13 protein-coding genes are annotated in these 14,152 nt (G+C 48.2%); 6 read left to right on the forward strand and 7 right to left on the reverse strand.

Annotated elements, in window-relative coordinates; all coding sequences use genetic code 11:
* Positions 1-71: 71 nt before the first annotated feature.
* From PMIT1303_RS07575 to PMIT1303_RS07590, 4 genes are all read right to left on the reverse strand, one after another.
* Complete coding sequence (locus PMIT1303_RS07575) at positions 72-2,318, reverse strand: cation:dicarboxylate symporter family transporter (protein WP_231901397.1); 2,247 nt, start codon at positions 2,316-2,318, stop codon at positions 72-74.
* Positions 2,319-2,937: 619 nt separating this feature from the next.
* Positions 2,938-3,738, reverse strand: coding sequence for a prohibitin family protein (locus PMIT1303_RS07580; RefSeq protein WP_063398253.1), 801 nt, complete (start codon positions 3,736-3,738; stop codon positions 2,938-2,940).
* 251 nt (positions 3,739-3,989) lie between these two features.
* Complete coding sequence (locus PMIT1303_RS07585) at positions 3,990-4,439, reverse strand: hypothetical protein (protein WP_063398187.1); 450 nt, start codon at positions 4,437-4,439, stop codon at positions 3,990-3,992.
* Positions 4,440-4,554: 115 nt separating this feature from the next.
* Entirely contained in the window at positions 4,555-4,737 is a 183-nt protein-coding gene (locus PMIT1303_RS07590) for a hypothetical protein (protein ID WP_063398188.1), read from the reverse strand.
* A 148-nt stretch (positions 4,738-4,885) separates the two neighbouring features.
* Here PMIT1303_RS07590 and PMIT1303_RS07595 point away from each other — a divergent pair, with 148 nt between their 5' ends.
* Together PMIT1303_RS07595 and PMIT1303_RS07600 are read left to right on the forward strand one after the other, a co-directional pair.
* Positions 4,886-5,110 carry a hypothetical protein gene (locus tag PMIT1303_RS07595; RefSeq protein ID WP_156486960.1) on the forward strand — a complete coding sequence of 75 codons (225 nt, stop codon included), beginning with the start codon at positions 4,886-4,888 and terminating at the stop codon, positions 5,108-5,110.
* A 625-nt stretch (positions 5,111-5,735) separates the two neighbouring features.
* Positions 5,736-5,930: a hypothetical protein gene (locus tag PMIT1303_RS07600; RefSeq protein ID WP_369818714.1), complete on the forward strand. Its 195-nt coding sequence runs from the start codon at positions 5,736-5,738 to the stop codon at positions 5,928-5,930.
* Positions 5,931-6,022: 92 nt separating this feature from the next.
* On the opposite strand, the gene PMIT1303_RS07605 is transcribed toward PMIT1303_RS07600, so the two are convergent.
* Complete coding sequence (locus tag PMIT1303_RS07605) at positions 6,023-6,301, reverse strand: hypothetical protein (RefSeq protein ID WP_231901398.1); 279 nt, start codon at positions 6,299-6,301, stop codon at positions 6,023-6,025.
* A gap of 196 nt (positions 6,302-6,497) precedes the next feature.
* On the opposite strand from PMIT1303_RS07605, the gene PMIT1303_RS07610 reads away from it, so the two are divergent.
* Positions 6,498-8,153 carry a GMC oxidoreductase gene (locus PMIT1303_RS07610; RefSeq protein ID WP_063398191.1) on the forward strand — a complete coding sequence of 552 codons (1,656 nt, stop codon included), beginning with the start codon at positions 6,498-6,500 and terminating at the stop codon, positions 8,151-8,153.
* Here the strand turns inward: PMIT1303_RS07610 and PMIT1303_RS07615 are convergent.
* Complete coding sequence (locus PMIT1303_RS07615) at positions 8,134-8,400, reverse strand: DUF2811 domain-containing protein (RefSeq protein ID WP_063398192.1); 267 nt, start codon at positions 8,398-8,400, stop codon at positions 8,134-8,136. The genes PMIT1303_RS07610 and PMIT1303_RS07615 overlap by 20 nt on opposite strands.
* A gap of 389 nt (positions 8,401-8,789) precedes the next feature.
* Positions 8,790-9,875, reverse strand: coding sequence for a sirohydrochlorin chelatase (locus PMIT1303_RS07620; protein ID WP_063398193.1), 1,086 nt, complete (start codon positions 9,873-9,875; stop codon positions 8,790-8,792).
* Between the two features lie 243 nt (positions 9,876-10,118).
* Here PMIT1303_RS07620 and PMIT1303_RS07625 point away from each other — a divergent pair, with 243 nt between their 5' ends.
* From PMIT1303_RS07625 to PMIT1303_RS07635, 3 genes are all read left to right on the forward strand, one after another.
* The gene (locus PMIT1303_RS07625; RefSeq protein WP_255359771.1) at positions 10,119-11,315 is read left to right on the forward strand and encodes an FAD-binding protein; all 1,197 of its coding nucleotides are present in this window, start codon (positions 10,119-10,121) and stop codon (positions 11,313-11,315) included.
* A gap of 32 nt (positions 11,316-11,347) precedes the next feature.
* Positions 11,348-12,928, forward strand: coding sequence for a SulP family inorganic anion transporter (locus PMIT1303_RS07630; protein ID WP_063398195.1), 1,581 nt, complete (start codon positions 11,348-11,350; stop codon positions 12,926-12,928).
* Positions 12,929-13,259: 331 nt separating this feature from the next.
* Positions 13,260-13,649 (forward strand): putative quinol monooxygenase, encoded by a 390-nt coding sequence (locus PMIT1303_RS07635; RefSeq protein ID WP_063398255.1) that lies wholly within the window; start codon positions 13,260-13,262, stop codon positions 13,647-13,649.
* Positions 13,650-14,152 lie beyond the last annotated feature (503 nt).

Raw genomic sequence — 14,152 nt, forward strand, 5'->3', positions numbered from 1 at the left:
GGATATCGATCTTAGAATGATTAGGCGACTGTCAAGTCTTGTCTATTACTCAGTTGATACTGATGGTGTCATTATTTTTCCTCATCTGCAATTCCTTCAACCCAGTGTTGATAAACTCTATTTTGAGTTCCGTCAAACCCCTGCAGCTTTAGCCAATGATTCCAAACCCTCGAAAGCTCAATCGCATCTTCAGGAACTTGTCTTGCGGTCGGCAGGCTTTTTGTAGGTTTTGGTACGAGTAATGTGAGGCTTGGTTCGAGTACATTCCAAGCAGCACCCTTCTGAGCCGAAATGATTACTGCATCAAGATTATCATTTTTGAGCTCCTTGAGTAGCTCGTCCGTTCCTTTCGATGTGTTCAAGATAGCGTGCGGAAGCAATCGTTGCACCCAATTGATACTGTATGGGGAATGAGCTTCAAGGCCAACTCGAAAACCTTTTATAGCCTTGATCTCTTTCCATCTATATTTACTACTGAATCGTCTCCCCTTTAACAGCAATCCTATGCCGTAGCTTTGATTGGTTGAAGTGTACAACACCTCAGCAGACTCCTGAGGTATAATGATGTCACTGGATAGTTTTAGGTCACATAATCCATTCTTCAGTGCCTCTATTCCATTTTGTCTAACCTTATTTGGATTACCCAAGTGATCGATTTGAATAAAGCTGGCTTTCATGCCCATATCTTCTGCAAATAAGAGCCCGGTTTCTACATCAGCACCAACTAACTCTTGTTTTGCATTGCGATAAGCCATTGGATAATCCTGCTTATGGATGCAGTAACGGATTGCTCCTCTAGCCTGCATTGACGGCCAGATGCCGGCTTCTTTGAGTGGCTTGGGGTCCTTGATTAGCTCTGCTTTTTCTTTGGCCAGAACAAAGCCTTGAGTCTCGAGTTGACTTCGGTATGGATTGCTTGGTTGCGGAATTTGATTGAGGATAAACCGACTCACACTGATGAATATTGGTATGATTAGCATTGAAATAGCAACCGGTAAAAGTTTCGATAATCTGTATCGAAATCCCTCAAGGCTGATCCATGTCCCAACAAGTACAAGGCTGATCACACTCATGCATGCGAGCAGCGTGCCAAGACGTGCTACAGCCAACTGATCAAGGGCGATGTAGAGATTCACCATGTCTGTGGGTAGGCCCATCTTGCTCAGCAGGAATGTCATCGCAAGCACTCCTTCAAGGAAGGTGCTTGCCAGACCTGTGATGAGGAAGCTGGGCATTTGTTCGACTGTTAACGGATTGCCTGTGAGCCAACCTGCAAAAGGGACGAAAGCAAGTGACAACACTCGGCCCATATCAGGAAAGACCAGCGCAAGAGGCGTTAGCACCTCAACCGGTAATTCGATCGACTGAGCTAACTTTTTACGGCTTTCACGATCTTCTAAGCCAAGGGAACGTTGTCTTGCCATCCCCTCAATCAAGAGCTGTTTGCCTTGATTGATTAGTAATGGAAGTACCACCAGTAAATTTGCTGTTGAGAACGCAATCACAAGCGGTGTACGGAAAGACTTGATGAGTTCCCCGGCCTTGATAGGGATTACTGCTTGAACGAGGTAGGGAAGGAAGAGAAATGTAAGGACAACTGCAACTCCGCCCTGCAAAACAATGTAGATGGCGAGTCGAGGGATCTCTGATGGTGAAACTTGAGACGTCGTGCTTGCGAGGATCGCAAACACTCCAAGTGGTGTATACCTTGCGATGTATGCAGAGATCTTCAACAGCGCTGATTGAACCCGGTCCAACACCTCAATCAGGCCCTGCCTTTTTGGAACTGAAATCAAAGCGATGCCGAGCGCAATAGAAAACAGCACCACTGCTGGAATTTGTGTGTCTGCAAATGCTGCGAATGGATTGACTGGAATAAACAGTTCGATGAGGTTCATCGGCTGAGCAGCCTCTAAGAGGCTTGGCCGGAAGAACGATGCTTCCCGCCAATCTGGAAAGCCAAGGGGAATCAAAAGCACTGCCCCGAGCACGACCACCCAGAACCCCATCAGCACAATCGCTGCTCGGCCGAGCAGCCGACTTGCTTGAGCAAGTTCAAGGCGTCCCACTCCAGCCACGAGCGAAATGCTCAAAAACGGCACCACTGGCATCTGGAACAGGCGAAGGAAGCCTTCCCCTATTGGGGCAAGCAGGCTCACCATGGCGACGGGAAGCATCAGCCCAGCAATGACCCCTGCCAGCAAACCTTCAAGGATCTGCATCGATAGGCTCTGACGCAGAAAGCGGCTCAGTGGCCAAAGAAGCCATCGCAGTCCGGGAACCATCTCGGCAACTCCATGTCCCGGAGGGCGTTTCACGTCAGCAAAACGATTCCTCACGGTTAGCCGTTAAAGGCAAGCACAGAGTTGAGGAGCTGTCACTCAAGATTAATGATCAGTTGATCAATGAGTAGTGCTTAAACATCTCAGCGCTTAAATTTATCAACACAGAAATGTCTTTTTGGCAATAGAAGCATCAATGCTTATGTGTTTATCATAGACTACAATCGTGCTTTTCAATATTCCTTCAATGGTCTTGATTCGTTTTTAAAAGACAAATCCCAGAGAGAGTAAGTCTTTACGGCTGATCTTCTGTTCACGGATTTAAGATATGGCTTGCTTCTACTTATTGAGGTCTTAAGTGGTAGCTAACAAACTCATACTCTTCTGCGTAACTTGCTGGCAAATTCTAATTGTTCATAGTGTTAATGGCTCCTTTTTGGCGAATCTATAATAACTCTTCTTTTTGATTACCGTGCTAGTTGTCACAATCAATTTGACGGCAATAGTGAGTATTGGAATTCGCTCCAACACAGCGATTAAATACTTGGATATTTAATCAAGGATTTTATTAGCTTTTGCCTGGCTTTTTATCTGGCGATGATTTCTTGTCTTCAGTTCTTGCCACAGTTGAGAATTAGGCTGATCTGATTAATGATCAACGTCCCCCTACGATCACAGGCGTCCCGCCTCCTTTTGATCCTGGCAAAGCGGGCACAACCTTCGTGCTGCCGTCCCATTTGTCGAGGAATAATTTGAAAAGCACCTGGTCGTCGAGGGTGCGGTTGAGGGTTTCGTATCGCTGTGCTTCCTGCTCAGCAATTTTAACTTCAGTTTGCGCTCTGAGAAGTTGTTGCTCTGCAATCTGCTTTTGTTCGATCGCGGCTCTGTACTCTTCAGCGATGACAAGCCCAGTGAGATCAAGGCCGCGAACTTCTACATAGTCAAACTTATCGAGTTCATCAGCGACAGCCCTTTCCACCAGCTCTGAGATGTCGCTCCACTTGCTGGCAATGGTGACCAGTTCGTATTGAGAGAACACTGATTTAAGTGCCTTGAGCAGGGAGGGTTGAATGATGCGTGGATAGATTTCGCGGTCATTGCTGGCGATTGTGCTGTACACACGCCCGGCTTCATTCGGCCGTACTGCATATTTCACCGTGGCAGTTGCCTCAATAACTTGAAGATCTTTTGTTAGGGACGCGAATTTCTCAGGCCTCACCTGCGTGCGAACATCAAAGGGCGCCACTGCTTGGATGAACGGAATTTTGAGGTTTAGCCCTGGCAGACGAGATCCCCCACTGACTTTGCCCAACGTGGTCACAACTGCAACTTGACCTGCTGGGACGACGAACAAAGCCTGCGTGATCAAGATAAAGCTGGAAAACAAGAGAGCGATCAGAAGTGATGCCGCACCTCCAGGGGTATTGGGAGTGACGTTACGAAAGGGGGTTTCCATGTCTAGATCGCGATTGCTAAAGCCTATGGAGCTTTCCTGAATTTTGTTGATACTGGGCGCTTCGATTGAGGACCTCAACACCATTGAGCTCTTTGGCCCTCAGACAAGCAGTAGATCTAACGAAACTCTGGCGGACTCCTTTAAATACATCGACGCTGCACCCTTAGGTGTCCCAATGCATTCTGCTAGGGATCTGTTGACGGGAGGTTCATCATCATTGTCATGGACATTTCAATGATGGTCAGAACTAATCAATTACTCAATAAGTCTTCTCGCGTAGATATGAAATAGGATGTAAATTCATCCACATCAGTTTGGCTACTTAGACCAAGAGGGTCACCACATTTATCGACAACCATTGATGTAACAAGGGATGCAATTTTGTTTTCATCTATACTTTCTAGCTGCTTGTCATTGGAGATTACAGCAGTCCATAACGAGGGGTTGAATGAGGGTTTGCGATTTTCAGCAATTGCAATTTTAAGAGCACTTTCTTGCGTAAGGCCCATGGCAACTCCATTGCAAAATTTGCCTGCATAGCCTTGTGCGACTTTGAGCTCTAATGGCGTAGGATCTTCTACATCAACAATCTCAGAAGCGAAGACTGCTGTAGGCGAGAATATTGTCAAAACAACTGCTAGTAAAGCGAATAGAGTCGCTGTTCTCTTCAGCCTGATCATGAAGGTCTTGAGAATTGTCATGGCTATCTATTTGTCTTGATGATGGTGCCACAGCTGCTGGGCTTGGCTCAATGGCATGAGTAGCTGTCCAAGGCGATCAGGCAGTACATGAAGCCTGAATCAATATCAAGTTGATTTAGGTATTTTGATCAAGTTCACAGGCAAGATCGCATTGGGTCAGCGCTGGGTTGGTCAATCGCTCGAGTACTCGTGCCATATCCACCGCAGACAACTCTCCGTTGCTGTTCCACTTGAAGGTGGTTTTGCGTTGGGGAGGGCTTTTGTCGGGTTTTGGTGTGCTGGAGTTTTGGGTGCTCATGCTTAGCTCCCAGTATCGGGTGATACATATAAGCCTGAGAAGCACTGCTGAAGCTCAATTCTTACCCAACCTTTACTCAGCTTTTCTTTAGATTTGCCTTCTAGGAGCTCCCTCTGCTTGTCTTTGCAGCTGTCCCAGCAGGCTTGGCTTGAGTGCATTGGCTGTCATGGCCTTTGATGACGTTGATGGACGAGGGGGGTTGTTCAGTGCTAGAAGTGGCAGCGATTTTGAAATGGACGTCATGGACGTGGTTATGCCTGCAGTGCTCTTTGCCTCAGCAGTCGGGCCCTCAATCCGTCCCGAGATAGCACTGCTTATCGCTGGAGGACTGTTCCTGCTTGCCACGCAAGTGTTTGTTAAAAAAGAAGGCTGAACCTTCTTTTCATAAGGCGAGCATCCAATTGGGCTCACCCTGAAATGGCCCTCCATGGTTCATGGAGGGAATTGCCATAACGGCTTCATAGCGCTCAAGCTCTCTAGAAATAAATACTGTTGTTTTTGCTGATCTCGCTTCAGCACATCTCAATCAATTGGCTCAGGCTGAAATCTTTACTCTTTTTGAATTCCCTAATCTGGTCTAATTGTCAAAGATTTGCTTGACTCGACTTTGTCGGTCTGCATAAATTCTTTTCAATATCAGGGTTTCTTCTCCTCTGTCGACAGCTGGGCTAGTGCCTTGCACAATTCAGTCTGACCTCCCCGAGACCTGGCCATTGCAGGGAGTTATTTCATTGGCAGTCTTGGGTTCTTGAAAATTCTGATGAGGAGAGCAAGTGGCCGTTAGCTGCCTATGGGCAAGTCTTGGCTTTAACCTTTTTGGTGAGTTTGAGTTTTTACTCTGGTGAGGATTCCGTCAGGCATCTCAACCAGGTGAAGCAGGAATTGCTATCTATTGAAAGAAGAGTGGTGAATCAATCATGTGTTTAATCGGCTTGCTTGGACTTCTAGCCCCAAGAGTTGTGCTGATTGCACTTTGGTTCTTTTATCAACCATTTATCATGGGCCCATTTGCTGGCGTTTGGATCTGGCCATTGTTAGGGCTGTTTTTGCTACCAACAACAACCCTTGCTTATTGTTGGGCAATCGCACTGGATGGTGGATTCAGCAGCTTTAGTGGATTGTTGATTCTTGCAATGGGCATTCTGTTTGATATTGGTTTCCTTGGCGGAGGAAGAGGAGTGCTGCGTCGTTAATGCGAATGTACCGCTTGATTGATAAGGAGGTTGGAGAGTACTTTCTCAATCTCCTTCAGTATCTAAGTTTGCCTAGCTCATAGCCGCTCCAATCATGATGATTGATTAGCTCGACGATCGCTGATGATTTTGGCCAGCTCCAGAACGTAACCTGCGACTACAAACTTGCCACGATTGTTTCGACTAGAGTCTGGGTCGCTGCGAATCGTTGCGGTTTCGGCCATTATTAGATCAAGTTCACCTTGAGAGAGTTCGTACAACTCTGAGAGGTTCACCTCCCGTCGAAGTAAATCTGACTTGAACCAGCGGTCCTGAGATTCTTGTGGAGGGACACCTGGTTCAGTTGAGTGGCTACCTACAATCGGACTCAATGGATTGGAAGCATAGACATTTCCATTCAGAGTACTTCCTGTCGCAAGTTTTAAGGTGAGCACGAGACTTTCACAACTCCCTATTGCAGCAGCACATCCATTCTCCAAGGCATCAAGTCAACGCGCAGGTCTGTGAAATCAAGATGCTATCTATGCACGTGAGGGGCGAAACTGTCTTGATGTTGTCTATGCAAGCGTGATTCAGCACCCTTATGAGGTGATCGTGATCGGCTCTGGTGCTACTGGAGGGGTTGCGGCTCTAACCCTTGCAGAAGCTGGAGTACGTGTACTCGTGGTAGAAGCTGGGCCAGATTTGTCTGCTCAAAAAGCCCTGGGCTCAGAACCTGGAAACACCCTTAGACGTTTGGATGGTTTATGTAGCGGCAAACACCGATCTCAGGCTCAACATCCTGGCTATTGGAAAGCGAATCCGTTGCTCTACGCGAATGAAAAAGAGAATCCCTATACGTATCCTTCTGAACACCCCTTCATCTGGACCCAGGGTCGTCAGGTGGGGGGGCGCAGCCTCACTTGGGGTGGAATCACTCTTCGCCTTTCAGATCAGGACTTAAAGGCTTCGCGCAGAGATGGCTATGGGCCTGAATGGCCACTTCAATACAGCGAGTTAGCCCCTCATTACTCCGCCCTAGAAGAGCGCTTGAAGGTTCATGGTCATGTGGATGGGTTGGAACAGTTACCGGATGGCAACTACATCGCCCCATTACCGTTCACAGCTAGCGAACAACAGTTCGCTAGCGCCGTTGATAAGGAACTTGGTTATCCAGTCATTCATTCACGAGGATTCGGACCTCACCAGCCTTCAGTTGATGGACCTTGGCCTCGTTCAAGCAGTCCGGGCAGCACCTTACAGATGGCACTTGCCACAGGCAAGGTAGAGATCCTGAGTAACCACAAGGCTGAGCGGTTGCTGATGCATCCAGATCATGAAGCAGCCCGAGGGGTGCTGGTGATTGATCAGCACAACGGCAACCGACAAGAGCTCCATGGTGAGCTTGTGGTGCTTTGTGCATCGACAATTCAGAGTCTTCGACTCCTGCTGAGTTCCGAAGTGAGCCATCACAGCGCGGGGTTTACTGACCCCTCGGGCAACCTCGGTTGCTATTTGATGGACCACGTCTCCACCTGTCGTTTCTTTGCTCTGCCACGTAGCCAAGTGAAGCAGGTGTCTGAGACTGACTCAACGGCGAATGTGCTTTCTGGAGCTGGCAGTTTTTTTCTTCCTTTCGGTGCTTGCTTAGAGCCTAAAAATCAGTTGAAGTTCTTGCGGGGTTATGGACTCTGGGGAGGGATTGATCGCTTTGAACCCCCAGATTGGTTGAAACGTAAACCAGATACAGCTACAGGTTTCCTGATTGGGCATGGTGAAGTGTTGCCTTCACCTCACAACAAAGTGACGCTGTCAAGCACTTTGGATCGCTGGGGTGTTCCAGTGCCACATATCGATTGTCGATGGGGAGAGAACGAGCAGGCCATGGTTGATCACATGCAAGACACGATCAAGACAGCGATCCAGTCAGCTGGGGGAACAATGTTGCCGCTCAAGGAGCTGATTAATTTCATGTTTCTCGAACCCCTTCTCGATGGTGCGCTAGCTCTCAGTGAAACGTCTCCACCGCCGGGGTATTACATCCATGAAGTTGGCGGTGCTGCGATGGGAGAAAGTGAAGATTGCAGTGTGGTGGATCGTTGGAACCGTCTTTGGCGATGTCCAAATGTGCTTGTTGTCGATGGAGCGTGTTGGCCAACATCCGCCTGGCAGAGTCCCACTCTGACAATGATGGCGATTACAAGAAGAGCTTGTCTACAAGCCCTTAAGCCTCGGCGTGGCTGAAAAGGTCATTGAGATACCGCTCAGTAACGGCTCGATCCCCGCAGCCGTTTTGAAAGAGGAAATGGGCGATGGCTGAACTCATCACGCGGTATTGGTCCCAGTTGGGATGTGACCCGATGAATTCCTTCATGCCTCGATAGAGCACTTCTGGAATTTCTGCTTCAAGGCTCACATAGGAGGAAGTGGCCTCAACTAATTGGCAAGCATCATTGATTTCAACGCAGCGCTCGAGGTGATTTCGATCCATAGAACGCCTTCAGCGAGGTTTGTTTCTTGACACCAGAAAGCCACACTCTTGGGCTTAGCGTCAATCGTTGCAAGCACTTAGCAAGCTGTCCCGTGGACAGGCAAGACTCATGTGATCACAGGCGTTCCGGCTTCATTGGTCTGAGCAGGGAGCCGAACGCAGTCAAAGGCTTACTGATGTAACGCAGATCAGTAACAAAGCAGTTAAACCACAGAGCCACCTTCCCATCAAGAGTGTTGCCCAACAGGCCGTGGAAAACCCTCTTAGAACTGTGGAAAGCAATCGGAGAAAAGCCCCCCTGGCGACTGATCAGCCTTGCTTATCTAAGTCAAGTCGCGTCTATCCCAAGTGAGAAAGCTACTGACGATCCTTGCGTTCTATCAGTGATTTTAGGTTTCAGTTTCGCTTGATTTTCTCAGGCTGACTGGACCAAATGGATGCTCAGCATGGGGATAGGGGTAGTGACCATGACTGTGGTCATGGTCATGGTCATGGTCATGAGCCTTCTCCTTTAGGGACACTGGTATGCCGTCGGGCTGACAGGCACCGGTGCACTCCTTTTTGCACAGATTGCAGCTCTCTGTAAGGCCTTCGACGTGATGGTGATGGCTTTCCTGCGCAAGACCAACTTCGTTTTCAAAGCCGAGAAGCTCAGACCTGTATTTACATAGCGAACAGTTCATTGCGGTATCTCCGCCACGCAAGATCTCGTCAATCCGATCCCGGAAGGTCTCGATGACAAGGGGGTGGTCTCCGAGGTATTTGGCCGCAAGAAACTCAATATTGGGATGATCGTCTGCAACCCGCTTTGTGTGCTGTCGAATACGACTCACCAACACCCCTGAGAAGAGGAAGTAAGGAAACACGATGATGCGGCGGAAACCGAGGCGTACTAGGTAACGCAAGCCAGGCTCCACAAGGGGGAAGGTGACGCCGGAATACACGGTTTCACCCCAACCGAATCCGAAGCCTTCCACCAACATCCTGGTGATTTTGGCCACATTGGAATTGGCATCAGGATCTGAGGAGCCACGACCTACGACCACCAGGAGCGTCTCGCAGAGTGGGACGTCAGGAACAGATTCAAGCGCCTCCTTCAAGCGGGCGCCGGCCGCACCGATCATTAAGTCGTTAATGCCGAGTTCGCGTCCGTAATCAATGATTAACCCCTTTTCAGCTGCGTAGCTGTTGAGTACGGAGGGGATGTCATTTTTGGCATGGCCTGCGGCAAACAACATCGCCGGGACTGCAAGAACCCTCTTCACGCCTTGTTCAAGTAGCCGATCAAGGCCTTCTCTGAGCACTGGACGGGCAAATTCCAGGTAGCCGTATTCAACGGGAACTGTTGGGAATTTTGGCTTGAGCGCCTTGACTAATTGGGCAAACTCCTCAACGGCTAAGCGATTCCGACTGCCATGCCCACAGATCAGGATGCCGAGATGACCATCTGGATGATCTAAGGGTGCGGGATTCACAGTGAGGAGCGACCTAGAAAGACCCTATCTGTTGTCGTGAAGCAAGAGAACCAACGCCAAGTTCGATATCTTCAATGAGATATTGACTGAAGCCTGATGAGCAAGGGCTTTCTCCTCGAGACAGAGATGGTTACTCTGATCAATGAGGGTTAAGAGGCAGCCATTCATCGTCGCCTCCATGTTCCAAACGCACTTGCAGAGGATGCTTGCATCGCAGGAGTCTTCAATCCCAGAGCGGATGACATTCCTGCGCTGATGCGCTCGCTACAACTCAAACGCAAACCCTTAATGGTTTGCAGCGGAGGCACAACCAGTCGCTGTGCAGCTGAAGGACACTGGACACTGGATCTGCGCCAAAGCTGTCGCCAGATCCATTTCGATCCCAGCACCCAACACGTGGAGATTGGGGCTGGTCAGACAATGGAGAGTCTTCTCAGGGAACTCGCCAAGCACGGACGAAGTTTTCCCACAGGGCTATCAGGACTGCCAGGCCTCGGTTACATCCTCACTGGAGGCATCAGCCCTTTGAGTCGCAGTCAAGGATTAGCAATTGATCAAATCCTTGAGATCAAAGGTGTATGGGGCGATGGAGAAAGCTTTGTTCGCTCCAAGCCGGAAGCTGCTTGCTGCTCTGAAGATCAATTGGCTTGGCGTGGCCTCTGCGGAGCAGCTCCTTTTCTGGCTGTGATCACATACCTAAAGCTTCAGACACATCTGCTGCAACCGCTGCGTATCTGGCAATCAAGTTTGACGTTTGAACAGCTGTTGGAGCTTATCCATCAGGCTGAAAGCTGGCCTGATTCGTTAAGCCTGCAGTGGATCTGGGGGGATGAAATCCACGCTTACGGAGTGATCCTTGCGAACGATGCTGCCGCTGTTGCGACATTCAATCAGCTGCAAAAAACAACTCTCTGCACAAACGTTGTTGAAATTGACGATGTTGCTGGCATACATGAATTGCCACCATTTGCATTGCCTGTTGTTTCAAACACAACGATTGGGCGTTGCCACTCTGAAGTCGTTGCATTGCTTGGCCCTGCTTGGGGGTCTGCCTGTCAGGGAGTGATCACGGCCCTTGCCGAACTGATGGCAGAACGCCCAGATCCAAGGTGTTACTTGGCTGTTCAACAACTCGGCGGAGTCGCCAGTCGACAGCGTAAGAATGTCAGTTCTTTGATTCACCGTGAGGCGATCTGGAAACCATGGATCACGGCAGCCTGGCCGGCTGGAGATAGCCATATCAGAGCGCTAAGTCTCAACTGGCTAGAGAAGGTATGGGCAACGCTTGAGCCTTATTGCGAAGGTGTTCATCTGGCTCAGATGCATCCGCATCTGCCATGGCATCAGCGGGAGCTGAAAGCAGCATTCGGCGAATGGTTACCAGGTCTTCAAGAACTTAAGGCTCGTCATGACCCAAACGGTATTTTGCCGTCGCTTTGAGATAAGGTCTGCCGTCAAAGCCAGCCTTTTTAATGATTAACCGGTCAGAACCATCGTTGATCAAACAATGGTTAGGCAACCCTCCAAAAGATCTCCTCTCTGGGCTGGTGGTTGCCTTCGCAATGATCCCAGAGGCGATTGCCTTTTCAGGCATCGCTGGTGTTGATCCGCAAGTGGGCCTCTTTGGAGCGTTTTGCCTTTCTGTCACCATCGCCATAGTCGGCGGACGTATGGGGATGATCACCTCAGCGACTGGCTCGACAGCACTGTTGATGACAGGGATTGTGGCGACTGGTAATGCCGTTGGTGAAGGCCTAGGCCTTTCCTATTTGATGGCAGCAGGCCTATTGACTGGGCTCTTGCAAATCCTTTGGGGTTATTTGAGACTTGCCTATCAAATGCGTTTTGTTCCTCAAGGGGTGCTGAGTGGATTTGTGAATGCACTTGCCCTATTGATTTTTCAAGCACAATTCCCTCAATTAGGCCTGAATCTGCATTACGGAGAAGACGTTGTTGTTGATCATGCAACCCAGGTTTTGCCTACTGGTGGCCAGATCCCTTTGGTTTGGGGGTTGGTGATCCTTGGCTTGGTGATTATTTATGGCTTACCGCGCTTAACTCGCCTGCTGCCTTCTCAGCTGGTGGCCATCATTGTTTTGACGATGATTAGCATCGGTTTCAACCTCGATATTCCTACTGTTGAGAGCCTAGGAAGCCTTCCAGATGGTCTCCCTAGTTTCACACTTCCATTTGGATCATTAGCAGATGGCAAGGTGCCATTCAACCTTGAAACATTTGGATTGGTTTTACCCACAGCTCTCGCAGTTTCCTTGGTTGGGTTGATTGAGACGTTCCTCACCCAAGACATCGTTGATGATTTAACTGATACCACCTCCAACAAGAATGTTGAGGCTCGAGGCCAGGGAATCGCCAACGTTGTCTCCTCTCTTTTTGGAGGAATGGCAGGCTGTGCACTTGTAGGTCAATCTGTAATGAATACAGAGAATGGTGGGCGTAGCAGACTTTCAACATTGTTTTCTGGTGTCAGTTTATTGTTAATGATCTTGTTGGGTCAAGGTTGGTTAAAACAAATCCCTATGGCGGCATTAGTGGCTGTGATGATTGCGATTGCTGTCAGTACTGCTGATATCCGCGGACTCCGACAGCTCAAAAAGATTCCTCGTAGTGATACAGCTGTGATGCTGATGACTTTTGCCGTCACCATGCTCACCACACCCCATAATTTGGCGCTTGGAGTTTTAGCGGGTGTTGCGCTTGCAGGAATACTCTTCAGCCGTAAAGTTGCCAAAGTGATCCGTGTCAGTGTTATTCAAGTCAACCCTGATGAGCTTCGCTATGAGGTCAGTGGACAATTGTTCTTCGTGAGCAAGGTTTATTTCTTACAGGGCTTTGATATTCACGAGCACCCTGCCAAGGTCACAGTCGATATGTCGCGAGCACACATCTGGGACCAAAGCGGAGTTGCTGCTTTGGATCAGGTGATCCGCAAGCTTCGCCTTGGAGGATCAGAAGTGGAGGTGGTTGGCCTTAACAAGGAAAGTCTTGATCTGTTTGAACGCATAGGCGGCAATCAGGAGCCTGCTCATATCTAGAAAGTTTGTATTTGAGATGATGACCAAGATTTTCCAACCTTGCTTATCATTAGATTTAGTTGTAGAGCTGATGATTTTAAATCATGAACTAGCTTAAAGATATTAAATTCATCTAAACCATTAACTCCTTAGACATGATGACCTTTAATGGCTCAAGGTTTCTTGGAAATATTCCAGTAGGGCTTTATGTTTCGTCATCCAGCAAGCGCGCTACTTTGCAAAATCATTAGTTTGATCAGCTGCTGAAAAAAATGATGTCTTGGCTCATTTTGAAATTCTCTCATACACCTACTCTGAGCTGCTATAACTCTTTAGCTCACCAATGCTTTTCATGGCGAACTTCGATGCTTCTACGCCCTTTCTTCTGCTGGCTCGCATCCATGTAAAACCAAGCTGTGTTGACGATTATCTTTCATTGGCTGCGACGACAGATGCAGGGGTTAAGGATTCTGAGCCTGGGATGCTGCATCACACATTTGATCAGGACCCAGATGATCAACTCGCGTTTGTTTGGTCTGAAGTTTATGCTAATGATGCGGCCTTTTTGGCGCATCTATCGAACCCCATCGTTGGCGAGTATCTCGCTAAGCATGCAGAGCTTGGCGATGGTTTTAGTGTTGAGGTCTATGGAACCATTGGAGCTGAGTGTCGAGCTGCAATGGCAGCAACTGGATTACCCCTAAAAATCTTCGAGACAAGATGTGGATACAGTCGTTTCTAAGTTTTGTCTGAATGCTTTCTGTTGCGATACAATTGGCAAGACCGCAAAAATCATACACCCATATTAAGTGATCAGCATGAGATCTTTTTTTAGCATTTAATCCAACTAGGAACCATAAATACCCTTTGATTATCATTAGGCTATAGAGCAGAAGTCATGAGTAGCTTATAGACATGCTTTGCGCTATGTGGCTTTCTTTTCTGTCATTAGTTATCACATGAAAATCATTAGGTATTGATTTCTGATTCTCTCTATCCTCAATTATGGCGATTAAGTGCTTCAAATATTATCTTGACACTAAGACCAGTATTGAACTGTTGATTCATCGCTATAACATCTCATCAAAACCCATAAAGCTCTTGTTTATCACCCTATTCTTGCATAGATAAAATGCACAAGCATTATCTCAATGTCACTCGTATTTAGACAAGTTCTGCCTTACAGATTTTCGCCCTACCCTTGACTCTAGGGGTCCATCATTGAAAGTTGAGACAGATCAATAT

Origin of the sequence: Prochlorococcus sp. MIT 1303 (genome assembly GCF_001631965.1) — a bacterium.
Classification (GTDB): Bacteria; Cyanobacteriota; Cyanobacteriia; order PCC-6307; family Cyanobiaceae; genus Prochlorococcus; species Prochlorococcus marinus_D.